The organism is Kineothrix sp. MB12-C1 (genome assembly GCF_030863805.1).
Lineage (GTDB): Bacteria > Bacillota > Clostridia > Lachnospirales > Lachnospiraceae > Kineothrix.
The window spans coordinates 981,447-1,005,803 of record NZ_CP132957.1 but is presented as its reverse complement, the minus strand read 5'-3'; the positions used below and the strand labels follow the sequence as shown (position 1 = coordinate 1,005,803).

The 24,357-nt window shown below is 44.9% G+C and carries 21 protein-coding genes and 1 pseudogene; all 22 read left to right on the top strand.

All coding sequences use genetic code 11. The features are described 5' to 3' along the window. Positions 1–334: 334 nt before the first annotated feature. The 22 genes and pseudogenes from RBB56_RS04705 (at position 335) to RBB56_RS04600 (ending at position 23,891) form a co-directional block, all read left to right on the top strand. Positions 335–1,186, top strand: coding sequence for a hypothetical protein (locus tag RBB56_RS04705; protein WP_306721241.1), 852 nt, complete (start codon positions 335–337; stop codon positions 1,184–1,186). A 98-nt stretch (positions 1,187–1,284) separates the two neighbouring features. Then, positions 1,285–2,097, top strand: a complete 813-nt coding sequence (locus RBB56_RS04700; RefSeq protein WP_306721240.1) for a ParA family protein — start codon at positions 1,285–1,287, stop codon at positions 2,095–2,097. Between the two features lie 2 nt (positions 2,098–2,099). Next, positions 2,100–3,137 carry a ParB N-terminal domain-containing protein gene (locus RBB56_RS04695; protein ID WP_306721239.1) on the top strand — a complete coding sequence of 346 codons (1,038 nt, stop codon included), beginning with the start codon at positions 2,100–2,102 and terminating at the stop codon, positions 3,135–3,137. Further along, positions 3,134–11,338: a DUF6908 domain-containing protein gene (locus RBB56_RS04690; protein ID WP_306721238.1), complete on the top strand. Its 8,205-nt coding sequence runs from the start codon at positions 3,134–3,136 to the stop codon at positions 11,336–11,338. The genes RBB56_RS04695 and RBB56_RS04690 overlap by 4 nt, the downstream gene beginning before the upstream one ends. 243 nt (positions 11,339–11,581) lie before the next feature. Continuing rightward, complete coding sequence (locus tag RBB56_RS04685) at positions 11,582–11,944, top strand: transposase (protein ID WP_306721237.1); 363 nt, start codon at positions 11,582–11,584, stop codon at positions 11,942–11,944. Then, the gene (locus tag RBB56_RS04680; protein ID WP_194150597.1) at positions 11,919–12,827 is read left to right on the top strand and encodes an IS3 family transposase; all 909 of its coding nucleotides are present in this window, start codon (positions 11,919–11,921) and stop codon (positions 12,825–12,827) included. The genes RBB56_RS04685 and RBB56_RS04680 overlap by 26 nt, the downstream gene beginning before the upstream one ends. 155 nt (positions 12,828–12,982) lie before the next feature. After that, on the top strand, positions 12,983–13,726 hold the full coding sequence (locus RBB56_RS04675; protein ID WP_306721236.1) for an ABC transporter permease: 744 nt from the start codon (positions 12,983–12,985) through the stop codon (positions 13,724–13,726). 280 nt (positions 13,727–14,006) lie between these two features. Beyond that, a complete protein-coding gene (locus RBB56_RS04670; protein ID WP_306721235.1) occupies positions 14,007–14,621 on the top strand; it encodes a TetR/AcrR family transcriptional regulator in 615 nt (204 codons plus the stop codon). Between the two features lie 449 nt (positions 14,622–15,070). Next, positions 15,071–15,226: a CPBP family intramembrane glutamic endopeptidase gene (locus RBB56_RS18605; RefSeq protein ID WP_442905418.1), complete on the top strand. Its 156-nt coding sequence runs from the start codon at positions 15,071–15,073 to the stop codon at positions 15,224–15,226. Positions 15,227–15,510: 284 nt separating this feature from the next. Continuing rightward, positions 15,511–15,717 (top strand): hypothetical protein, encoded by a 207-nt coding sequence (locus tag RBB56_RS04660; RefSeq protein ID WP_306721233.1) that lies wholly within the window; start codon positions 15,511–15,513, stop codon positions 15,715–15,717. A 4-nt stretch (positions 15,718–15,721) separates the two neighbouring features. Further along, positions 15,722–16,147 (top strand): flavodoxin domain-containing protein, encoded by a 426-nt coding sequence (locus RBB56_RS04655; RefSeq protein WP_306721232.1) that lies wholly within the window; start codon positions 15,722–15,724, stop codon positions 16,145–16,147. Between the two features lie 13 nt (positions 16,148–16,160). Next, positions 16,161–17,063, top strand: a complete 903-nt coding sequence (locus RBB56_RS04650) for an EFR1 family ferrodoxin (protein ID WP_306721231.1) — start codon at positions 16,161–16,163, stop codon at positions 17,061–17,063. A 42-nt stretch (positions 17,064–17,105) separates the two neighbouring features. Then, entirely contained in the window at positions 17,106–17,519 is a 414-nt protein-coding gene (locus RBB56_RS04645; RefSeq protein ID WP_306721230.1) for an ester cyclase, read from the top strand. Positions 17,520–17,533: 14 nt separating this feature from the next. Next, entirely contained in the window at positions 17,534–17,728 is a 195-nt protein-coding gene (locus RBB56_RS04640) for a hypothetical protein (RefSeq protein ID WP_306721229.1), read from the top strand. After that, positions 17,725–18,123, top strand: coding sequence for a hypothetical protein (locus tag RBB56_RS04635; protein WP_306721228.1), 399 nt, complete (start codon positions 17,725–17,727; stop codon positions 18,121–18,123). The genes RBB56_RS04640 and RBB56_RS04635 overlap by 4 nt, the downstream gene beginning before the upstream one ends. 10 nt (positions 18,124–18,133) lie before the next feature. Next, on the top strand, positions 18,134–19,102 hold the full coding sequence (locus RBB56_RS04630; RefSeq protein WP_306721227.1) for a phosphotransferase family protein: 969 nt from the start codon (positions 18,134–18,136) through the stop codon (positions 19,100–19,102). Positions 19,103–19,400: 298 nt separating this feature from the next. Then, positions 19,401–20,375 (top strand): MerR family transcriptional regulator, encoded by a 975-nt coding sequence (locus tag RBB56_RS04625; protein ID WP_306721226.1) that lies wholly within the window; start codon positions 19,401–19,403, stop codon positions 20,373–20,375. A gap of 4 nt (positions 20,376–20,379) precedes the next feature. Next, a complete protein-coding gene (locus RBB56_RS04620; protein ID WP_306721225.1) occupies positions 20,380–20,937 on the top strand; it encodes a hypothetical protein in 558 nt (185 codons plus the stop codon). A 335-nt stretch (positions 20,938–21,272) separates the two neighbouring features. Then, positions 21,273–21,681, top strand: a pseudogene (locus RBB56_RS18485) (pyridoxamine 5'-phosphate oxidase family protein). 89 nt (positions 21,682–21,770) lie between these two features. After that, complete coding sequence (locus RBB56_RS04610; protein ID WP_306721224.1) at positions 21,771–22,457, top strand: hypothetical protein; 687 nt, start codon at positions 21,771–21,773, stop codon at positions 22,455–22,457. A 104-nt stretch (positions 22,458–22,561) separates the two neighbouring features. Beyond that, positions 22,562–23,413, top strand: coding sequence for an AraC family transcriptional regulator (locus tag RBB56_RS04605; protein WP_306721223.1), 852 nt, complete (start codon positions 22,562–22,564; stop codon positions 23,411–23,413). Between the two features lie 10 nt (positions 23,414–23,423). Further along, positions 23,424–23,891, top strand: coding sequence for a hypothetical protein (locus tag RBB56_RS04600; RefSeq protein WP_306721222.1), 468 nt, complete (start codon positions 23,424–23,426; stop codon positions 23,889–23,891). Positions 23,892–24,357 lie beyond the last annotated feature (466 nt).

The window sequence follows — 24,357 nt, the reverse complement described above, 5'->3', positions numbered from 1 at the left end:
GATGAATTTTCACAAAGCAATCTTTGCTTTTGTAACAGTGAGGGGACTGAACTGTTATAATCAATCAGTTTTAAAGAAAAGATAGGCGGAGGATATCTTCTGCCTATCTTTTCCTAAACTATGTTTTCTAGACTCATAGGAGGAGGCATCCCTTTCCTTTTCCGCTATAGTTTATTATATTTCACATAATCAGGTGAAGAAATACCAAATAGCGTGTCATTTAAACTTATGACAAAATACGACAAGATATGTCATAAATAGGGAACCGATCTCTTTGTCGTACATAGAATATTATTGAAGATAAAATAACAACAGTACAATAAGGAGAAAAAACATGTCATTACCAAGATTTCCGGAGTTAACAACTCCCATCAGCCGCGATGAAGCGGTAAATTATATCTTGACTTCCATTGCCATGGAAGAGTTGGGACTGAGTCATATCATAAATGCTGAAGGAGAGAAAATTCAATATGCACTTGGAACACTTCCAGGAATGACCGGTTCCGATGCTACCATTGAAGAAATTCTTGAGGTAAATAGGAATGTACGTGATATTTTGGATGGAACCATGCAAAACCAGCTTCTTTTGAAAGCAAAGATGGAAAGTGCCCTTGCCGCGTCTACTATGGAAGGCCCTCCTGGCCCTCCCGGTCCGGAAGGTCCTCCCGGTCCAGAAGGTCCTCAGGGTCCTACAGGAGCGACCGGCCCTCAAGGTCCGATAGGTCCAGAAGGTCCTCAGGGTCCTACAGGAGCGACCGGCCCTCAAGGTCCGATAGGTCCAGAAGGTCCTCAGGGTCCGGCGGGAGCAACAGGAGCAACCGGTCCTCAAGGTCCGATAGGTCCGGAAGGTCCCCAGGGTCCGGCGGGAGCAACAGGAGCAACCGGTCCAGCAGGCCCGGAAGGTCCGGAAGGCCCCCAGGGTCCGGCGGGAGCAACGGGAGCAACCGGTCCTCAAGGTCCGATAGGTCCAGAAGGTCCTCAGGGTCCTACAGGAGCAACCGGTCCTCAAGGTCCGATAGGTCCGGAAGGTCCTCAGGGTCCGGCGGGAGCAACGGGAGCAACCGGTCCTCAAGGTCCGATAGGTCCGGAAGGCCCTCAGGGTCCGATAGGTCCAGCAGGCCCGGAAGGTCCAGCGGGAGCAACAGGAGCAACAGGTGACTCTGTTATAATTGGACTAAGTAAGTGAAAACCGCTATATCAAAGGGTTTTTCGCTAATCTTAGTCCAATTTTTTTACCCTATTTACCCCTTACCCAAATCATTTACCCAAGAAAGGAGTGCGCCGATGGCAAAAATTATTGCGATTATCAATGAAAAGGGTGGCGTGGGAAAAACAGCCACGGCAACCACGCTTGCCTATCTCCTGTCCAAGAGAGGACACCGTACCGCCCTGATTGACTTTGACGGTCAGGGACACTCAAGCATTATTTCCGGTGTGAAGAACACCAATAAGCTGGAGGTGACAATTAACACCCTGATACGCAGGCTGGTTGAGGACGAGCCATTGCCCGCGCCTGACAGCTACATATTCAAAACTAAGTGCGGGGTTGACTTGATTCCCTCCAACACGCAGCTTTTTACCCTTGAGCGAAATCTCTGCAATGTGGATTTCCGTGAACATATCCTGACACGATATGTTGATACCATCAAGGATGACTATGACTACATCATCATCGACTGTATGCCCCAAATGGGTACGCCAATGATTAACGTGATGATGTGTGCCGACAGCCTTATCATCCCGACGCAGGCGGAACTTTTGTCTGCGCAGGGGCTTGCGGAATTGCTGAAACATTATCAGCTCATTCAGAAAAACAGCAATCACCGCCTGCGTATTGAGGGTATCCTGATTACCATGGATTCCGCTAATACCATTCTTTCCGCACAGGTAAACGATATGATTCAGCAGGGCTTCGCTGATAAGGTTCCTATTTTCAAAACCCGCATTCCCCGTTCCATTAAGGTGGCGGAAGCCGTGCTGTACCATCAGACCATCTGTGAATTTGTGCCGGAAAATCCTGCTGCAATCGCCTATGAGCAATTCGTGGACGAACTTCTGTCCAAGGAGCAGGGCAAAACTGCGGAAAGGAGCGTATAATCATGGCTACACCAAAACCGAAAGCCCGTTTTGTGGATTTTCAAGAAATGTTGAGCATTGAACCGCAGCAAGGAATTACCAGTGAAAGTGATACCGCCCCTGCTCCTGTGCAGGGCGGTATCACGGAAATGGATTTCAGTATTATGGAGTCCTTTCCAAATCACAGGTTCAAGCTCTATGAGGGTCAGCAGCTTGATGATATGGTGGAAAGCATCCGGCAATTTGGCATCCTGCTCCCGATAATCCTTTGGCATACCGAGGACGGGCGGTATATCATTCTCAGCGGACACAACCGTAAAAATGCCGCCCAGCTTGCGGGACTGACCCATGGCCCCGTTATCATCCGTGAAAACCTCACCCATGAGGACGCCGTTTTAATCGTTACGGAAACCAATCTTCGCCAGCGCTCTTTCTCTGACATGAGCCATTCGGAACGTGCCTACTGCCTTGCCCAGCATTATGAAGCTATGAAGTGTCAGGGTAAGCGAAATGACCTTTTAGCAGAGATTGAAATGCTCTTAAACCCGCATGATACCAGCGAAAATGAAACTTTGGCTGAACCTCAGCACAAGTTGAAAAGCAGAGAAAAACTTGGTCAGGATTATGGCCTTTCACGGGATAAGGTAGCAAAATACATCCGTATTTCAAACTTAATTGACCCTCTGATTTCACGGGTTGATACCGAAGAAATTGCTTTCCTTGCCGCCTATGATCTCTCCTTTGTAGAGGATACGGAAAAGCAACAGCAGATTGCCGACCTCATGGAGTCCGACAGCTATAAGGTGGACATGAAAAAAGCGGAGCTGTTCCATAGCTACTACGAAACCGGAAAACTGAGCGATACCGCTATTTTGCAAATCCTCTCCGGCGAGAAAACCCGCAAACCCAAAAGCAGTAAGCCGCAGCCCGTTAAAATCAAGCCTGCCGTGATTTCCAAGTATTTTACTCCACAGCAGACCCAAAAGGAAATTGAGGAAACCATTGATAAGGCACTGGCTTTATACTTTGAACAACAGAATCAGGAGGTGGTAATGACTTGAGCAAGGTAACCATTCTGGCCGACCTATATAAAAAGTCGGTACAGGAATATACGAAAAGCCCTGCGGAGTGGAAAGGTCTGCTGTCCTGTGCGGCAAGGTACTATAAGCGATCTTTTGACAACGCCGTTCTGATTTACGCCCAGCGCCCCGACGCCACTCAGCTTGCCACCTTTGACGAGTGGCATGACAGGCGGATTAACCGCAGCATTAACAGAGGGGCAAAGGGTATTGCGGTCATTGACATGGCAAACCCCACCGCCAGCTTAAAGCATTTGTTTGATATTATGGATACCAATGGTGACGAACAGAGCTTCAAACGGGTTTTAAGCTATCTGTGGGAGCTGGAGGATCAGTACAAGCCCAGCCTGCTGGTTAAATTCCATGAAAAGTACCATACCCCTACCTCCGGCATAGAGCTGTGCCTGTATAAACTGGTACAGCAGAGAGCGCGGCAGTTTTTACCGAAGTACATGGAAAACTTCAAGGTATGCGACGAAAGCAGTGTGCTTTACGATGCGCCCATCGAAGCGGTGAAAGTGGAATTTACTGAGCTTGTCACCGACAGCGTCGCCTACACCGTGTTTCAAAAATGCGGGCTTTCCGCAGAGCTGTTTGAGCGGAATGCCTTTGAGAATATCAGTCACTTTAACAGCTTGGAGCTATTTATGGCAATGGGAAGCTGTACGGTTTCCCTTGCCAGACCCATCCTGAAAGAAGTTTATCAGGAAATTCAGCAGATCAAAAGCGAAAGGAGCCAAATTTATGAGAACCGAACCGTTAATGAACCTCAGTTACCGGCAGGGCGAGGACGGCCTGATGTACCCCGAACTGCAAATCTCGAAGAACGCGGAAACCGACCGGACGCCGGTAGGCAGATTCGGGAGCCTGTGGAAGAACTTCATGCTGGAGAATCACCCGCACCGCCTGTCGGAGCTGGTGGCACAGGGCAAAATCAACGAAATGATTCTGAAAGTGGACGAGGAAGCCGAGAACCGCAAAGAGCGTCTGATACAGGAGCTTCTCACGGTCCAGCCGATGCCGGACACCGAGGATACGCTGGAGAGAGCCGGTCACATGAGCATGATAACCTCCACAGCGGAGGAAATCGTAATCAGCGAATTGGTACTGCAACCCCGATAACACAAACCGCAGAGCCGCCCACAGATGGTAAACAGCCGTCTGTGGGCGGCTTTTTTGCTGTCCCGCCGAAATCAGAGCCGGAGGCTTCGGCTTCGATACCATCCGAAACGGTCCAGCCGTTGGATGAGGAAGAAATCTCCGACCTCATTGATGTGGTGCTTTGCGCCGATGACCTGACACCTGATACGCGGGAATGGGTATCGGAGATTTACAAATTCTTTGAGGGCGGTCATAAGCAGACCACCAAGGCAAAAATTCTGAAAGCCTTTTACGGCAAGCTGGATACGGAGTACATGACCAAAACCGGCGACTACATCCTGAATATCCGTGCCGACAGCGAAGGTCTGATCTTTGAAACAGAGGGACAGCAGTTTGCTGCCAGCTATGCAGAGCTTACAAACCGCATTGATCAACTCATTTTGATGGGTGCTTACCCGTACAGCTCCGCCGACAGCATGCTTGACGATTTCTCCATACCGGATGAAATGGGCGAGATGCAGGGCGCGGCGGATGAAGATGAGCCGGAAATGGAGTTTGAATCCTCGGAAACTGCCGACAGCCGGTATATCCATTCCTTCTTGCGGGATCAGTCCAAGTCACTGTATCTCCAACAAACCATTCAGCATTACTTTGAGGGGGAGCAGGATACTGACCTGAGAGCTGATTTTGTTCGTAGAACTTACGGTGGTGGCAGACGGGAAATTGAACTGGATGGGATTCTGATAAAAGCGAGGACTTATGATGACGGTCTGCATCTTCATATCCTTGAATCGGAGGAAAGCGTTAAAATTCACCTGACATGGGAACAGGTTGCCGCCAATATTGCACTGCTCATAGCAGACAACCTCTATGTAAATCCCAATACGCCTGCACCTCCCTCCAAACAGGAAATCATTGATGACATCCTGAGAAGCAGTGCCGGTTTTGTAGGTGGCAAGCAGCGGATTTATCAGGCAATGGTATCTTTTCCGGGCAAGAAAGACCGTGTTGCTGTATTGAAAAAAGAGCATGGCACCGGCGGCTACTCCGGCGGTCTGGAAAATGGCGGCCATAAGCGGCTCAATTATGATGGAAAAGTGATTTCCATTGACTATCAGCATGACGGAGTGGAAATTAACGAGAATTGGACTTGGGACAGAGCAGAAACTCGAATTATGGAGCTGGTTCGGCAGGATCAGTATTTGACCGAGGAAGATAAGGCGGAACTGGAGGCACAGGGTAAACCCCTCTATATTCCTGCCCCTGAATCGGCGCAGGAGGCTCCTGACCGGCAGCTTACATTATTCGATATGACTCCCGTTGCACAGGACAGCTACGAAGATAGCACGGACGATAACAATGATAGTGTAATTGACGGAAATTCCGACGAGCCGCAGTCCCTGCCGTTTGCGGAGGGCGACCGTATTTACTACCATGACCGGGTAGTTGAGATTGTCAAATTCCTGCATGACGGCCGCACGGTTGAAATCGGTGATATTTCTCAGCTTAAAAACCTGAACAGCCTGAAAATTACGGAGCGTGTGCCGCTCTCCGAGCTTGCGGACTGTAAGCCCCTGAAAGACCATTATACCCAAGGTGAGCTTGCTTCTATGGTGGTGGAGGCGGTACAAAGCGGCAATGACAGTGAAGAAATCAAGGCGGCAATCCAAGGCGTAGCCCTTGTCAATCAGTCCAATGAGGAATACAACCACGCTGTTAAGGATGATTTCCATGCCCGTGCATGGGGCGAGGGCTTCAATTACCGCTATTCCCCTGACCACCACCTGTATGACGGCGGCCCGAAAACTAAGTGCAGAAACAATATTGAGGCCATCCGTCTGCTGAAAGAATTGCAGGCGCAGGGGCGCCTGGCTACCGCCGAGGAACGGATTACCCTTGCTCGGTTTGTAGGCTGGGGCGGTCTTGCCAATGCCCTGACACCGGATAAAAGCGGTTGGGAAAAGGAATACGCGGAAATCAAAGGGCTGTTGACCGATGAGGAATTTCAGGCGGCGCAGAAAAGCACCCTGACCTCCTATTACACAGAGCAGGGCGTTATCAGCCACATTTATAAGGGTTTGGAGAACATGGGCTTTCGGGGTGGGAACATCTTAGACCCCGCCCTTGGTACAGGAAACTTTTTCTCCGTGCTGCCGGACAGTATGGGCGGTTCTAAGCTCTACGGCTGTGAAATCGACCCCGTCCCCGGCCATATCGCCAAGCACCTTTACCCCGACGCGGATATTCAGGTGACAGGCTTTGAACAGACGGCTTTTTCCGACCATTTCTTTGATGTCATGGTGGGCAACGTGCCGTTCAACTCCATTAAGGTGGATGATCCGCGCTACAACAAATATAACCTCCCCATCCATGATTATTTTATTGCCAAGTCGCTGGATAAGGTTCGTCCGGGCGGTATGCTGGCGCTGATTACCTCCAAATTCACCATGGATAAAGCCAACTCAAAGATGCGCAAATACATCGGAGGAAAAGCAGAGCTGCTTGGCGCAATCCGCCTGCCGAATAACGCTTTTAAGCAGGTCGCCGGAACGGAAGCCACCACGGATATTTTGTTCCTCAAAAAGCGGGAACGAGAAATTGTGCCGGACGAAGAAAACAGCCCGTGGCTTTCTGTGGAGCAAAATGCAGACGGCATCCCTATGAACAGCTATTTTATTGACCACCCGGAAATGGTGCTGGGTGAAATGGTATTTGACGAGTCCATGTTCGGCAACGAAAAGACCACCGCCTGCCACCCTATCCCCGGAGAGGACTTGAACGAACGGCTGGAACGCGCCATTTCCTATCTGGACGGCGAGTACATCGAAGCCACCTCGGAATACGAGGACGAAAAAGAAATGCTGCCGGAGTCTATCCCTGCCGACCCTAACGTGCGCAATTTCAGCTATGGGCTGGTGGATAGTGAACTGTATTACCGGGAAAATTCCAGAATGTACAAACAGAATATCACCGGACGGAAAGCCGAGCGTATCCGGGGTATGCTGGAGGTTACGGCAGCCATCCGCAGTCTGATTGATTTTCAGAACAGCGAATATGCCGATCTCCATGAGCTGCCCACTATGGAATACGAAAAGCAGCTTCAGGAGCATATCGCCCATCTAAACCATGTTTATGATGCCTTTGTAAAAAAGCAGGGGTATCTCAATTCCTACGCCAACGTCATGGCGTTTTCGAGGGATTCCAATGCGCCGCTGCTCCGATCCATTGAAGCGGAGCAGAAAGACCAAAAGGACGTATGGGAAAAGACGGCTATCTTTTATAAAGCCACCATCAAGCCCAAGGTTATGCCGAAAACGGTGCATTCCGCAGAAGAAGCCCTGATGGTTTCCCTTAATGTCAAAGGCAAATTAGACCTTGCCTATATGTCCTGGCTCTATCAGCGTCCCGATCACCGCAAAGCGACTCCAGACGAAATCATAGAGGAGCTGGGCGATAGGATTTACCAAGACCCGGAGGATTACACCGACAATCCGCATACCGGCTGGAAAACCGCTGATGAGTATTTAAGCGGTTATGTAAGAGATAAGCTGACATCTGCCATCTTAAAGGCGGAGGAAAAACCGGAACGGTTCAGGCGCAACGTGGAAGCCCTCAAGCTGGTACAGCCCGTACCCCTGACCCCGCAGGACATCAGCTTCACGCTGGGTTCTACATGGATTCCCCCGGAGATTTATCAGCAGTTTATGTACGATACCTTCCAGACCGCACCGGGCAATCAAGCGGGGCGGTTTGGTATTTTTCTTGAATTTTCCCGTTACAGCGGCGCTTATCATATCAACAATAAAAGTGCAGAACGCACCTCTGTCACGGTCAACCAGTCCTACGGAACAGACCGCATGAACGCCTATGACATACTGGAAACCACCCTGAATCTGCGCCCGGTGGAGGTCAAAGACCCGGTAGACTACATTGACCCGGATACTGGCGAGGAAAAGACCAAATATGTTCTCAATAAAAAGGAAACCATACTGGCCCGTGAAAAACAGGCCGAAATCAAAATGGCCTTTGAAAGCTGGCTGTTTGCCGACCCGGAGCGCGGCGCAAGTCTGACCAAGCTCTATAATGACCGTTTTAATAACATCAGGCCCCGTGAATACAATGGCGATGATTTGCTTCTGCCGGATATGGCCGAGGGGATTACCCTGCGCAAGCACCAGCGGGATGTCATTGCCCACGGCCTTTACGGGGACGGCAATCTGCTGATGGCGCACGAGGTAGGAGCCGGGAAAACCTATGCCGCCATCGGGTTGGGTTATGAAATGAAACGGCTGGGGGCGATTCATAAGCCCCTGTATGCAGTGCCGAATCATCTCGTTGGCGAATGGGCGACCCATTACATGAAGATGTACCCCAACGCCAATATTCTGGTGGCGGAGAAAAAGGATTTCGAGAAAAAGAACCGCCGCCGTTTTGTCAGCCGGATTGCCACCGGGGAATACGATGCCGTTATTATGGGGCATAGCAGCTTTGAACTGATCGGTTTATCCAGAGAACGGCAGCTTGCCGCTATGGAAGCGGAGATTGAGGCCATTACCGATGCTATCGCAGAACAGAAATTCCGTGCAGGCAAGGACTGGACGCTCAAGCAGATGGAGATTTTCAAATCCAATCTCCAGTTCCGCTACGACCGGTTATTTAAGGCGGAGAAGAAAGATGATGTTGTCAGTTTTGAGGAATTGGGCGTAGATGCTCTGTTTGTGGATGAAGCTCATGCCTACAAAAACAACTTTTCTTACACTAAAATGCGAAACGTGGCGGGGATCACCGGGGTCAGCAGCCAGCGCGCCATGGATATGCACCAGAAATGCCAGTACATCAATGAGCTGAATGACGGCCGGGGTGTGGTGTATCTTACCGGTACGCCCATCTCCAACACCATGGCGGAGCTGTATGTTCTGCAAAAAACCTTGCAGCCGAAAGCGCTGGAGGAACGCGGACTGCTGATGTTTGATAGCTGGGCAAGCACCTACGGCGTGATTGAATCCTCTCTGGAAATCAAGCCGGAGGGCAGCGGCTATCAGATGAAAAACCGGTTTGCAAAGTTCCACAATTTGCCTGAGTTAATGAATATGTTCCTGATGATTGCCGACATCAAAACCGCCGATATGCTGGATTTGCCTACTCCGAAGCTGGAAACCGGTGCGGTGCAGGTCATCAAGGCGGAAATCACACCGGAGCAAAAGCGTATCGTGATGGAGCTTGCGGAACGGGCGGAGAAAATCCGAAACGGTGAGGTGGACAGCTCTGAAGACAATTTCCTAAAGCTCACATTAGAAGCCCGCCTGCTGTCTACCGACCCAAGAGCCATTGACCCGGAATTGCCGGACGATCCCAATACCAAGCTCAATGTCTGCGCCCGGAAAGCGGCGGAGATTTACCATGAAACCGCTGAAAACCGGCTGACCCAGCTTATCTTCTGTGATATGAGTACGCCAAAGGGCGATGGCAGCTTTAATTTCTATGAAGCCACCAAGGATGTTCTGGTCGCGCAGGGCGTGAAGCCGGAGGAAATCACCTTTATCCATGACGCCCGGACAGATGTACAGCGGGAACAGCTATTTGAAAAGGTCCGCACCGGCGAAATACGCATCCTCATGGGCAGCACCGGCAAAATGGGAACAGGCATGAACGTCCAAAACAAGTTAATCGCACTCCATCATTTAGATGTGCCGTGGCGTCCCTCCGACCTGATCCAGCGCAACGGGCGCATTCTCCGTCAGGGCAACGATAACCCGGAAATCTCTATTTTTAATTACATCACGGAACAGACCTTTGATGCGTACCTATGGCAGATTTTAGAACAGAAACAGCGGTATATCAGCCAGATTATGACCGGCCGTTCCACCCTCCGAAGCTGTGAGGATGTGGACAGCACCATGCTCCAATACGCCGAGTTTAAGGCCCTTGCCGTTTCTGATCCAAGGATTAAGGAAAAGATGGAAACGGACAACGAAATCAGCCGTCTGACGGTGTTGAAATCCTCATGGCAGAGCCAGCGTAACAGCCTGCAATACGATATTTCCAAGCGTTATCCCCATGAAATCACAAGTACGGAAAAGAAGATTGTAAAAATGACCGCCGACCTTGAAGCCTACCGGCAGAATAAACCGGCTGAGTTTCAGATGGTAATTGACGGAAGAACCCATGAGGAGCGAACCAAAGCTGCCGAGCATTTTATGGTGCGCTCCCGCAAGCTGGGGCGTGAAGTGGGCGATACACTGGATATGGGCAGCTATGCGGGCTTTTCAGTTTCCCTGCAGCGCGGCATGATGAGCAGTGTGCGGATTGTCCTGGACGGACAGCGCGGCTATGCCACCGATATGGGTGAATCCGCCCTTGGCAACATCACCCGTATTGAAAATCTGGCGGAGCATATTGCCGGAGATTTGGAGGTTTCCCACGGTGAGCTTGCGGATTTGCACCGGCAGCTTGAGGCGGCGAAGCTGGAAAGCCAGAAGTTGTTCCCTAACGAGGAAAAGCTGGCGCAGCTCCAGAGGAAAAAGGTGGAGCTTGACCTTGCCTTGGAGTTTAAGGACAGTGCCGACGAGATTTTAGAGCCGGATGAGGATAGTACGGAGGCGCCGGAGGAGGAACCAAACGGCGAGGAAAGCACGGCCGTCAGGACGCAGCCACCATCCGCACGGCTCACCTTAGAGCAAAAGCTGTATCAGAAGCTGGCGGTATTCGCAGGCCCTATCCTTGACGGGGACGCTTACTATATGAAGCTGAAAAGCGACGGTTTTGAGGATTTGGTGCTGGAGGCCATCGGTAACGGTGAGTACAGCATTGCACATTATTACACGCAAAACGGTGACGCCATGCGCGACCCGGAAATCACCTTTACCATTGACAAACGGAATATGTCCATTCACCCTACATCGTTCTTACAGGACAATGTAGGGCTTTTTTATGAAACGGCACAGGCAAAGCCGTCTATGGTACAGGACTTAAAGGAGTTTATGTCGCAGTGGTTCACCAACATTGCGGGTCAGGGCTTTGAGCCGGAAAAGGTTTCGGTATACGCATCGGAAGATGAGGAGGAAAACGAATTTGACAGATAAATCAATCACCATGAAGTGAGGTTCAAATCTCAAGGCCAAATAACAAAGCAAAAGGGATGCCCTGCCGGGTCAAGCATCGTTGTCCATAAGGATTCACTTTCCGGTGAAGCGGTTTCACCATACTGTACGCTTGCCTTTACCGCACCGCAGGAAAGCGTGATGTTGTATCATAAAAGTTGACACCCTATTCTCAAGGACTTTGATATATAATCATAATCAATACGAGAACAGGAGAAACAACCTATGGCACAAAATCAAAAATCTTATGACAATGAATTTAAAGCACAAGCTGTAAAACTTGCTCAGGAAATTGGTGGGCATAAAGCAGCTAACGAATTAGGGATTCCCAAGGGTACTATGTACACCTGGATAAAAGCCTTCAAAGAAGGTCGTCTCAGCGCAAATGACGCGGTTCATACGCCTAAGAATGCCTTATCTCTTAACGATGAGCTTATCGAACTCAAAAAGCGCATTAAAGAGCAGGATAAGGAAATCCGTCGTTTAAAAGAAGAAAATGAATTTCTCGAAGAAGCCAGTGCTTTTTCGCAGCCAGCCGTCGGAAGTCAGCAAAAAACAGAGACTGATGTTTATTGCAACCAAAACTGATGACGGCGAGATTAAGGGCAAAATTTCTTTTTATTGCAGAGTGCTTCATGTTTCCAGACAAGCATTCAATAAATACCTAAAAGCAAAGGATGCTCCATGGAAATATCAGGAATTGGCAGATGCAATGCTTGATATTTGTAGTGAGGATGAATGTAATGACACTTATGGAAGAATCCGTATGTATCAGGCATTACAACTCAAACAGCCGGAGGGTATACACATTCCCGGCGAGAGAACTGTTTATCGTGTCATGGACGAAATTGGTCTTAATCACAAACCAAAACGCAAGCCTAATGGTATTACTAAAGCTGACAAAGAAGCCCGGAAATCAGATGATTTAATAAAACGTGACTTCACTGCTGAAAAACCTCTAAAAAAATGTATTACTGATATGACTGAAATAAAAGCTTCTGATGGAAAACTGTATGTTTCAGCCATCTTTGACTGCTACGATTTAGCGGTATTGGGTCTTGCCATGGATACAAATATGAAAGCTCCCCTTTGTGAACAAACCTTAGATAACGCTTATAGAGCCTATCCTATGCTTAGGGGAGCTATTCTTCACAGTGACAGAGGTACGCAGTATACCAGCGGGTTATATCGTAAGGCAATCAACAAATATGGCATTCTTCAAAGCATGAACAGTGCCGGTGGCAGATGCCATGACAATGCCAGATGTGAAAGTATGTGGGCAAGATTCAAAGAGGAATTACTTTATGGACGTTACGATACCAGCTCAATGACAGTAGAACAGTTAAAAACTCTTATTTGGAGATACTTCATCGGCTATTGGAATAACCGGCGAATCTGTTCAGCTAACGGTGGCTTACCTCCGATGGTTAAGCGACAGCAGTACTATGATTCATTGCAGGAGGCAGCATAAGGTCGAACATTCTTGAGAAAAAAGTGTAAACCAATATTGACAATATCAATTCTTATCAGACAAACAAATCCCTTACTCATCAATTGGAGTTGTAACGCCCAGTCTTGATGACATTTTCCTGTCTCTTACACAACGAAATGAGGAGGGCGTTCGCAATGCAAACTTATAACCTTTTTTGGAGAAGTGTGAAGTGGCGCTTTCAAAATCCGGTAACAATTATTATGACATTAGTGCAGCCGCTTATATGGCTTCTGCTATTCAGCACCATATTTAGTGGCAGTAAGTCCGAAGAAAATTACACAGCATTTATCTTGCCCGGCATCTTAGTTATGGGAGTCCTGTCTAGCTCCGGTGTAAGTGGAATTGCCAACTATTCATTAAAAACAGAGGGAAGCTTTTACCGAATTATGATTTCACCGGTGAAAAGAAGCTCAATTATACTGGCTCATATATTAGATGCTGCTGTCCTGTCATTTATCCAGATTACAATTTTGATGGGTATCGCTTTTCTTATGTCTGTGCGAATTGCATCGGGGATAAGCGGGGTGCTGATTATGGCTATATTATTGTTCCTGACGGTAGCATTTGTGGCAGCAATGTCTTATAGCATCAGTCTTACACTGCCAGATGAAAATTCCTTTATAGCCCTTATAAACACTTTTACTTTACCATTGTTCTTTGTCAGTTCAGCGTTAATACCTTTTGAACAACTTCAGGGCGGATTCCAAATTGCAGCAATGATTAATCCATTTACCCATGTTATCAATAGCCTTAGAATGTTATCACAAAGCACAACAATTGATTGGTATCAGTTACTTTCTACAGGAGGACTTCTCCTTGTCTTAGGTGCAATCAGCTTTATTATGGCGGTTCATTCTTTAAACAAAGATAGCCATTAAAATGAGTATGGTGTTTTTTAGTCACAACTACGGCAAATTCAACTAAAATGCAGCAGATAGCGCAAAATAAAGAGGTAGCATGTTCGATTCATTTCAAGGGGGCTGGAAATGGAATTGGCGAAAATTGGGATGGGTTTTAGACCCGAAAAACGCTGAGCTACGGACTAAACTTCGTAAAGTATTTGCCCTCATCGATTTTAATTGTACGCTATGTTTCTCTTGACAACATATACCATACTTACTATACTGAATATATATTCAGTGAAAAGAGGTTCAGTATATGGGCATTCGAGATGATCAAAGAGAAAAAAGGTATTGGGAGATTCTTTCAGTAGCGCTTGATTTGTTCATAAAAAAAGGCTATGCGGCAACAAAAGTCACGGACATTGCCAAGTCGGTTGGCATGAGTACGGGGCTTTTGTTTCATTATTTTAGGTCTAAGGAAGCACTTTATGAGGAACTGATTAAAATCGGAATTTCTGGCCCGACTAATGCTCTGCCGACAGAAGATGACGAGCCGTTATCCTATTTGCGAAACACCGCAGAATCCATATTTAGTGGTTTGAAAGAACACCCTTTTGCGGCCAAAATGTTTGTTTTGATGGGTCAGGTATATTACACCGGATCTGCGCCTCAATCGCTTAAAGACGATGTTATGGCACTGGATATTTACACTTCCACTATAGATTTAATGAGTCGCGGTCAGCGGCAAGGTGTGATTCGTGATGGTGATCCTTACGCATTAAGTATTGCCTATTGGAGTGCTATTCAAGGTATCTGTGAGCAAATGGCAGTGTTGCCGGACGCACCATGCCCTAAAGGTGAGTGGATTGCGGATATGTTCAGGAGACAGAGTAGCGAATTAATGAAAGGCAGCGAAAGTGACCGTAGCTAAGCCCGATAAACAATCGGAAAATTAATTTGCAAAAATAAGCGAAAGCATTAGATAGTAATAAAGAAGACTGGGAGAAGATGAGAATGATATTGGATAACCGAACGATAATTAAGTTTTTAGTGTATACCTTTTTTCTTACTTATTTATCATGGGGCATAATAATAGCAGCAGGCAGAGTCGGGTTATTTGGAGTTGACTCGCTACCTGGTACAATTCTGTATATTGGGGGCACATGGGCTCCTACCATTTTTTCCTATATTTTTTAAAAGAAAAATATAGCAATTAATACAATAAAGGACTTTTTAAAAATTGCATTTTCTGTAAAAGCAAAATGGAAGCAATATCTGTTAGCTTTTGTGTTTTTAGCCGTACTATTTATTCCATCAATTCTCTTATGTAAGACAAATTTAGGCATAGTATGGTATCTCTGGATTCCGGTCTTTCCTCTAATGATTATGGATGGTGGAATGGAGGAAATTGGGTGGAGGTATTTGTTGCAGCCGACTCTGGAAAAACAATTTTCGTATTTTATTGCAACAGTTATTACTGCGTTCATATGGTGGGCATGGCATCTACCAATGTTTTTCATCCCAGGATCCGGATAAAGTGAGATGTCCTTCTTGATATTTGCGCTGTTCGTACTTGGTCAGTCTTTTTCACTGGCTTCTATCTATCAGGCAAGTAAAAATGTGTGGTTCTGTATAATGTACCACGCATTTATAAATACATTGTCAATGTATTGGCCGGTAGCGGATACTTTGGCAGCAACTCTTATATCTTCCATCGGTGCAACCGTATTATCTGTATCTGTTTTTTATTTTAAAGGCTTAAGAGATTGGATTTATATGTATAGCATACTACGAAAACATTATGATAGGAGGTTTGAATTATGAAAAAAGCAACGATTATCTGCGCCATTTTCACTGTGGTACTCTTACTGTCAACCATGATATGCGGGCTATGGTTAAGAGCAAATAATATCAGTGATCCCGGTTCCTTTGATTTTCATGTAAACTGCGGGATAGCCGCTGTCGTATTTTCTGTCATGACGTTGTGCTTGGCGATAGCCACCTTCTCCCGAATGAAGAAGGGATAGTGCGATGAAAACATTGATTGTATATTCCACAAAATCCGGCGCAAGCCGGGATTGTGCAGAATTGTTGGCTTCTAGCATAAAAGATTGTTCTCTTTGTGATTTGACCAAGCAAGTGCCGGGAATAGAACGATTTGATCTGGTGATTTTAGGTTCGGGTGTGAGAATGGGGAAGATTTATAAGCCGATGAAAGATTTTATTAAAAAAAACATAGAAGTACTCCCCTCTAAGAAAACCGCAGTTTTCTTATGCAATTCTTATCCCGATACATTTAAAAAAGTAATTGAAAAAAATATACCTCAAGAACTGATTGATAGCGCTGTATGCATAGAATCTTTTGGAGGTATTCCGCCTTTTACATCGCCCAAAAACCAAGATTGGCTGTTGTTTGAGCATGTAAACCGACTAATTCAGGCAGTCGCTTCAGAGTAGCGAGGTACATAGTATGATGAATACATATTCCAACATAAAAATCGCCTATTATTCTGGCACCGGCGGTACAGAATTAGCGGCAAAGAGCTTTCAAAGGCATCTGGAAACGGCAGGCTGTACCTGCACGATTGAAACAATTACTGACGGAATAAGCAAAAACCAAAGTAACTGCGACCCGCTTATCTTGCTGTTCCCGGTACATGCTTTTAACGCACCGGATGCAGTTTACAAGTGGATTGATGCTTTGGATATGGTAAACCAAACCTCCGCAGCGGTCATCTCTGTTTCAGGAGCCGGAGATGTTTGCCCCAACACAGCCTGCCGGGTCGGAAGTATCAAGCGTTTAACTAAGAAAGGCTACCATGTTCTATATGAAAGAATGATTGTTATGCCTTCTAATTGGGTAGCCCCTGCCCCAAGTCCGTTACCCTATCTTTTAATGCAAGCATTGCCTATCGTAATTGATCAAATCACAAGTGATCTGCTGTCCGGGGTCTGTAGGAAAGCAAAGCCCTTATGGATTGACAGAATTTTCTCTGCAATCGGAAAGCTGGAAACAGCAGGCGGTCATTATTGGGGTAAGCGAATTCAGGTGATGGAGCATTGCACCGGGTGCGGTTGGTGTGCAAATCACTGCCCTGCTGGTAATATCACAATGGCAAACGTAAAGCCAACCTTTGGGGATGGGTGTCATTTCTGCCTAAAATGCATTTATGGCTGCCCAAGCAAGGCTTTGCAGCCGGGAACCTGTAAATTTGTTGTCATTCCAGAGGGGTATTGTTTACAAGACATCGCACAACAACCTCCGCAGAATCCGCAAGTGCCTGTGAAAGATTTAAAGGTAGGGTTCTTCTGGCTGGGGGTCAAGAAATATCTAATGTCTTTGAGCGACAATCAAAGGGATTTATCTTTATAAAATTGCTATGCAGATTATTCGGGAAATGAAAGGAGATACACTATGGGTAACTTAGAAACAGTAAAACACTTCTATGAATACGTCACTTCCAATCATTTGATTAATGAAGTCCCTGACTATATATCCGATGATTGTTCCATTCGATTAGGTGACAAAACCATCCCCGTTGGGATAGCGGGGATGCAGCAGCACATGATTGATGTAAGAAAAACCTACCCTGATTTAAAAATGATAATCACACACCAATACTGCGATGGCGACTATGTTATTTCTGAATTTATTATGGAGGGAACCCATAAAGGTGAATGGCTAGGTATGAAGCCATCCGGTAAGAAGTTAAGAATTACCGGCGTGGATATTGATAAGGTCATAGATGGAAAGATTGTGGAGCATGGCGGCGCAGCAAATACGTTTGAAGCCTTGTTTGAAGCCAAGATTATATGCCCGTCCACATAAAAAGGGGGTATTAAATGAAACTGCGTTTTTTGTGGCAGCAAACCCAGCAGATTGCAGGCCTTATCTATGCGGCAGTCCGATATAGTGACAAGTTCACGAACAAAGACACTTATATCGGATCCGTTGAATATTCTCTTCCCTTCAACGGAGAATGGGTTGACTTACGCAAACCCTATGTGGAGCAAAAATCGTCCAACTGGCGGATTTGAATATAAAATCAGGCATATCGGCACGATATGACTCCTGTTTTGAAAATCCTGTTGTTTTTGGTTTGTGCATTCCAAATGGCTTGAAAACATACTTGAAGGCTTTTGATTCAGCAAATACCAATATAAAAAACTTTATCATAAAGCACACGAAAAAATGTGACGGATGTAGATATTGTGTGCAGACCGATCAAACAGGCACACGCTCACTTGCCGTAATCAAGGTTGTTCATGAAGGCGAAGAGTATGACTTATGCCCTTATTTTCCGGGGTATGGTTATCGTTGGCACAGTATCAACAACGAACTGGCTGAACAGTTGATAGAAATGCTGGGATTTATGGACAAGTTTTACAAGCATTCAAATAACCGCTATAAAAATGTAATGACGAACGACTAAGGGAGATAAAATGGCATACTTAACAAAAAATATCCAAAGCGAATCCACACTCATGATGCTGATTGGGCACGCATTTCCTGAAAGAATTCTTAAAGATCTGCATGAGCTGACAGAAGGTTATTTTAATATCGCTTATGAAGTTTCTTTTGAAGATGGGACGAAAAGCGTCCTGAAGATAGCACCTGACCCCAAGGTAACGGTCATGACCTATGAACAAAATATCATGGAAGCGGAAGTATGCTCGATGCGGTTGGCAGCTAAAAAAACCAATATCCCATTGCCGGAAGTCGAGTTTTACGATCCATCCTGCACGCTTTGCAGTTTCCCCTATTTTTTTATGCAGAAATTGAATGGGAAAAGCCTGTCCTCTCAGAAGCCGTTGTTGACTTACGAGCAAGTAAGCCATATTCATTTTCTGGTAGGTTCCCTGAATAAAGAGATTAACCGGATAACAAACGGCAGCTTTGGGTATCCCGGGCAAACGGCTCTTCAAGGGAAAATCTGGTTTGATGTTTTTGCTGAAATGCTGAGAGCCGTCATACTGGATGCCGGGAAAGAAAGCATTGACCTAGCTATCTCCTCCAGTGAGCTGTTCGAATTACTGGATCAAGATAAGGGGATATTCCAAAGCATCGTAACGCCCTGTCTGGTTCACTGGGACATATGGGACGGCAATATCTTCGTTGAGGACGAAAAACTTACGGGTATAATCGATTGGGAGCGCTGCCTGTGGGGTGATCCGCTCATGGAAGTGGGATTCCGGTCCTACGCCCAATCGGCTGACTTTTTGAGAGGGTACGGAATTGAAGAATTTACGGAAGAAGAAAAACGAAGAATTCTTTGGTACGATCTCTATTTGCTTATGATTGTTGCACAGGAACCGGTTTATCGAGGGTATGAGACTGCGGATTCCTATCACTGGGCAACGGCGCTATTGCGCGAGAAATATGCGGAGCTGCAAGAAGCGTCTTCTTGCTAGATGTTAGCGTCATGTTACAGAAGGTATCAAATCTTTATAGAAGCCGTTTTCTAAGGATTATCAAAAGGGTCACACATACCAATTATAGACCGTGCTTCATTCGTTTTTTGCGCCAGCTGTATCACGTAAAATCATTATCAGATTCCACCAGCCATAAGTGCGGCCAAAAGACGGATTTAAAAAGCTGGTGAAAATACCTATCAGCAAAAAGAGTTATATAGCTTGCATTTTTCTATTGACTCGATCGTTGCGTCGTACTTTATAATGGTTGTAGAAAATGATTACGGAGGTAAAACATATGAGCGAACTTATTAAAATACGTGAAATGTCAATAAAATATGATATTTCTGCGCGTGCATTGAAGTATTACGAAGATATGGGGCTGATATCCAGCACCCGAAGTGAAGATTATGCCTACAGGATGTATGACGAGGCTGCCGTAAAACGGTTGGAGCAGATATTGATTTTGCGTAAGCTGAATATAAGCATAAAAGATATACAGCGTATATTTGACGCACCTGATTCAGATGTAGTACTGGAGGTATTAGGAAACAAAGTCGACGTCATTGACGAAGAGGTAGCTCTTCTACACGAGTTAAAGTCGATTGTGTTGGAATTTATCAAGCAAATCAATAATGCTGATTTCGCAAAAGATACAGATGTCAAGCTGCTTTACGAAAAGGCGCAAGAGATTGAGGGGCATCTTGTAAATGTTGATTATAACGGCAAGCCGGCAGATGTGAATCGTCTGCTGGAGATAACCGAAAAGCTTGATAAGAAGATCCCGGATGTAATGATTGTGAGGATCCCGGAATTTTTGTCACTGACATCACAGTATCAAGACTTTGGTGAATTGTTCAATGAAAACTGTCTAATGTTTTGGATGAATAAGTATAATTATTTGAAAAAAAATGCTGTTCTTGATTGCGCTGATTTTTTGTGCAGAAGAAACGACGGAAAATTCAGATGGATATATAGTGTGCATGAGTGTGTCAACGAACTTGATACTGCTCCGTATGAAGTCACTGTGTTTAAAGGCGGCTTGTATGCTTCCGCCGTATGCATTGACGGCGATGATGACAGCATTATGAAAGTTGAAAGTAAAATCTTACAATGGTTGAAAAAAACGAATTTTGTGCTGGATGAAGAACGGGACATCATGGGGAACATGACCTATAATGACGATGAAATAAAAAAAGGTCTCGGCTATGAACAGCTACAAAGATATGTACCTATAAAGCTAAAGGAAGAAGAGATAGGTTTGGAGGCTTAATCAATTGAAAACGATGTTAAGAACTATGAAAAATCAAAAAAATGGTATTCCCAAGGATGTATTGGCTGTATTTGAAAGCATTGTGCAAACATACAGCGAAAACGAGTGCGATAACAGGTTTATGGAAGCAATGGGGGAACATCTCGCCGAGAAGCAGCGCTTTACGCTCTGGGAAAAACACGGGGGTTGCCAGGGTACCGGACAGAATAAAGTACGCAAAGCGTTTGCCCTGGAACACGCTGATAAACCTCTTTCCGTAAGATTGGAACTCTACGTAAACACTTTCATAAAGGATTATACCGGAAAGACACAAAGCATCACTTTAAACGAAGAAAAGAATACCATAACGGTAATATTTGCTTGTGATGAGTGTTATAGACATACACTGAAAGGAAAACTTACAGCACCGTTTATGTTATATAATGAAAGATGTGCGGGAGGGCGCATGTATGCTTTAGAGAAAGCGTTGGGAATAAAACTAAAAATTCATTCAATAGACATACCCCAGCTTGGAGTAAGCAAAGAAAGTCCCTGCTCTTATACATTTAATATAGTAGAATAGTGCCAATAGCGGTGGCAGCTTACGGGCATTTACCGGCTCGGTGATGGTTGCGGTATTCTCCTCCTCCCCTTGCTAAAAGCCATTCAAATAGTTCAGAGCAAAGCAATGCATTAAAATTGCTAAAACAAAATGTGATACAGGGTGATGAACAATGGTCGGCAGTATATAACTTGACAAAAAGGCGCGTAAGAATAACCTTTTCTAAGGATTATCAAAAGGTCCACACATACCAATTATAGACCGTGTTTAATTCAAATTTTTATAAAGTGCATATTAGTAATTGAAATCAATGTCCTATCGTGGTAGGAAATTAGCAGGAGGAATCAAATTTGAAAATGAAAGAGCAGGTACTTGAGTTTATACAAAAGCAGAAAGTAGCATTTATTGCTTCTATTGACAGTGAAGGCTTTCCAAACATGAAAGCAATGCTGACAGCCCGAAAAATTGAATGCAATTGTTTTTATTTCACGACCAATACATCATCTCTGCGTGTAAGCCAGTATAGAAGAAATGAGAAAGCAAGCATATATTTTTAACAGAGGGCGTTTTTGTTATGAAGGCGTTATGCTCATTGGAACAATGGAGGTATTGGAAGATGCCAAGATAAAACAAGATATTTGGCGAACCGGAGACACAATGCTTTATAAAAAGGGTGTAACTGATCCAGATTACTGCGTATTAAAATTTGCAGCAACAAAAGGACGGCATTATTGTGATTTGAAAACAGAAAGCTTTCAATTATAAAACTGATACTAACTATGACGAAATATCCGCATCACGATACGTCAACATGCAAGAAACTGGGAGGATAATATGGCAAAAAAGAATTGACAATGGAACAACGGAAGCTAGACGTGGATCTATGGGCTATTGCTCTTATTTCTTTTGCAGTACTTGGAATTTACATGACCTTTCAAAGTCAATTTGCTGCGTTTATAAAGGATAGCGATATCAATCTCCTTCTGCGCGTATTTTTAGGAGCAGCATTTCAATTTGGTGTGGCGGGATTAGGAATTGTTGCTGTATCGATTTTTAGAAAGGAAAATCTATTTGCTTATGGTCTAAACAAAAAAAGAGCTGTTTTATCCATTCTTCTATGTTCCCTGTGTTTTATTCCCTACATTGCTTTCATGCTGTTCACCAATCAAATCATGAGCTATTTGCCCTTTCAATCTGTTTGGACAACACAGGATGTACTATCAAGCGGGTTCCCAGTAAATGTCGTTGGAATGCTGGTAACCGCTCTTGTTTGGGGCTTCTTTGAGGGCTTCAATTATGTGGTAATCAGTGATAAAATTAACGGGCGATATCCAAGTAAGAATAAATGGCTCAATTGGGGAGCTATTTCCTGCGCTGTGCTGTGTATCCTTATTCATGGTGCAATTGGCGTGACTGCCGAAGGTGTTATTGAAATGCTGACCATATTTATCATCGTGTATGGTATGCTGATGGCAAAGGAATACACTGGAAATGCGTGGGGCTGTGTATTTATCTTTGTTTTTTTATGGAATGCCTTTTAAAAAGAAACACTTGAAAATGAACAATCTGTACCTCTCTTATTCCGATATGATAAAGAGAGGATATTCAGCTTTATAACAAATATAATGACATAAGGAGTTAAGATATGGAATGGATAGAGAGATTAAACAGTGCAATTAACCATATAGAGGAACATCTTACGGATGAAATTGATTTTGATGAAATATCCAAGATCACGCTTTGTTCATCCTATCACTTTCAAAGAATGTTTGCATATATGGCAGATGTCCCGTTATCGGAATATATCAGGCGAAGAAAAATGTCAAGAGCTGCGGCAGACCTACAAGATGCTAGTAATAAAGTGATAGATGTTTCTTTAAAATATGGCTATGATTCTCCTACGGCCTTTAACAGAGCTTTTCAGCGAATACATGGTATCGCCCCTTCAGAAGCGAGAGGAGGTCTGCATAGTTTGAAAGCATATCCTCCCATTAGCTTCAAAATATCAATAAAAGGAGATTGTGTGATGGATTATCGCATTGAGAAGAAAGAGGCATTTAGAATTGTTGGATTCTCAATTCCATTAGAAAAAGAAATTGAGAAAAACTTTGAAGTGGTTCCGGCCATGTGGGGACAGGCTGCCCAAAATGGTATGATAGAAAAGTTGGCGAACATGATGGACGGAGAGGTAAAGGGACTATTAGGTGTCAGCTCATGTAATGAGGAATCCGACTGGAAATATTATATAGCAGTGGCAAGTAATCAGGCAGCAGAAACAGACTTAGAAGAATCCATGGTGCCGGAAGCGACTTGGGCAATTTTTAGAGGGAACGGGACAAATATATCCATTCAGGAACTAGAGAGACAAATTGTAACGGATTGGCTTCCAACGTCAGGATATGAATATGGGAATGCACCGGATATTGAGGTTTATATTAATCCAAACCCGGAAAATGCAATATATGAAGTTTGGATTCCTGTAGTTAAAAAGAATTGAGGAGCTTACAATGGTACATTTAGTATATTGTGAAAATATTGGTGTGGCAGGTAAGAGAGTATTAGATAAGATTAATAGTGGAATAAAAACTATGGTTGTAAGGGGGGCGGCTGGACGCAAGATACCACATAGTAGAGTTTTTGAAGGTGAAATGTTATATTTTATGGAAAAAGGAACAGCAAAGATATCCACTAAAGCTATCGTGAAATCTGTCCAAAATTACGTAAAGCTAACCGATGATGAGATTGTAAAAGTACTTGCAGATAATCAGGATAAACTCAATTTAACAGAAAAACAAAAAATACGTTGGCACAAGAAATGTTTATGTCTGATAGAGTTTCAAAATGTTACAGCAATTACTCCTGCGCTTGACTTTGACCATCAGGGAAACATGGATGATTGGTTAATGATTGAAAAGATTGATGATGTTGTCGTTGGGACAAGTATTCCATATAATTATGAAAAATCTAAGTTTTAGTTTATGCTGATGAGAAATTCTTGGCGAAGCAACAATAAATATATGGAATGATAAAATCATTGATTGTATCAAGGAGATATATAGGGACATTAGTCCATTATTGAAAGAGAAATTACATATAAGGGTGATCGTTTTTTTGTAAGTGTATTTGAAAAAGCCAAGGGAGAGCAGCTTGCAGATCACGGATATCGGTATCGGAAGGGAGCTCCATTGACCGAGTATTTCTACAACTGCGGCAAAATACTAGGCAAGCTTCATGCACTGTCAACGACAAAGAGTTTGAAAACCTACCGTTGTTTTTCAATGTGAGACTGAAGACAAACCTTTCGAGGGCTTTGCCCTCGAGCACCCACCTCTTTTCTTCAGAAAAGAGGGCAAAAGACTTTATTGCTTCAAACACCTGCAAAGCAGGCGTTTGAAGAGTTTGGGATTGTTAAGGGCATTGCCTCCCTCCTGAGGGAGGTGG

Excerpts from the sequence above, each read along its gene's own strand:
- RBB56_RS04660 (WP_306721233.1), top strand. The coding sequence starts at position 15,511 with ATGAAAAAAGCAACGATTATCTGCGCCATTTTCACTGTGGTACTCTTA.
- RBB56_RS04685 (WP_306721237.1), top strand. The coding sequence starts at position 11,582 with ATGGCACAAAATCAAAAATCTTATGACAATGAATTTAAAGCACAAGCT.
- RBB56_RS04600 (WP_306721222.1), top strand. The coding sequence starts at position 23,424 with ATGGTACATTTAGTATATTGTGAAAATATTGGTGTGGCAGGTAAGAGA.
- RBB56_RS04605 (WP_306721223.1), top strand. The coding sequence starts at position 22,562 with ATGGAATGGATAGAGAGATTAAACAGTGCAATTAACCATATAGAGGAA.
- RBB56_RS04700 (WP_306721240.1), top strand. The coding sequence starts at position 1,285 with ATGGCAAAAATTATTGCGATTATCAATGAAAAGGGTGGCGTGGGAAAA.
- RBB56_RS04610 (WP_306721224.1), top strand. The coding sequence starts at position 21,771 with ATGGAACAACGGAAGCTAGACGTGGATCTATGGGCTATTGCTCTTATT.
- RBB56_RS04640 (WP_306721229.1), top strand. The coding sequence starts at position 17,534 with ATGAAACTGCGTTTTTTGTGGCAGCAAACCCAGCAGATTGCAGGCCTT.
- RBB56_RS04675 (WP_306721236.1), top strand. The coding sequence starts at position 12,983 with ATGCAAACTTATAACCTTTTTTGGAGAAGTGTGAAGTGGCGCTTTCAA.
- RBB56_RS04650 (WP_306721231.1), top strand. The coding sequence starts at position 16,161 with ATGATGAATACATATTCCAACATAAAAATCGCCTATTATTCTGGCACC.
- RBB56_RS04625 (WP_306721226.1), top strand. The coding sequence starts at position 19,401 with ATGAGCGAACTTATTAAAATACGTGAAATGTCAATAAAATATGATATT.
- RBB56_RS04645 (WP_306721230.1), top strand. The coding sequence starts at position 17,106 with ATGGGTAACTTAGAAACAGTAAAACACTTCTATGAATACGTCACTTCC.
- RBB56_RS18605 (WP_442905418.1), top strand. The coding sequence starts at position 15,071 with ATGATTATGGATGGTGGAATGGAGGAAATTGGGTGGAGGTATTTGTTG.
- RBB56_RS04655 (WP_306721232.1), top strand. The coding sequence starts at position 15,722 with ATGAAAACATTGATTGTATATTCCACAAAATCCGGCGCAAGCCGGGAT.
- RBB56_RS04630 (WP_306721227.1), top strand. The coding sequence starts at position 18,134 with ATGGCATACTTAACAAAAAATATCCAAAGCGAATCCACACTCATGATG.
- RBB56_RS04695 (WP_306721239.1), top strand. The coding sequence starts at position 2,100 with ATGGCTACACCAAAACCGAAAGCCCGTTTTGTGGATTTTCAAGAAATG.
- RBB56_RS04670 (WP_306721235.1), top strand. The coding sequence starts at position 14,007 with ATGGGCATTCGAGATGATCAAAGAGAAAAAAGGTATTGGGAGATTCTT.
- RBB56_RS04705 (WP_306721241.1), top strand. The coding sequence starts at position 335 with ATGTCATTACCAAGATTTCCGGAGTTAACAACTCCCATCAGCCGCGAT.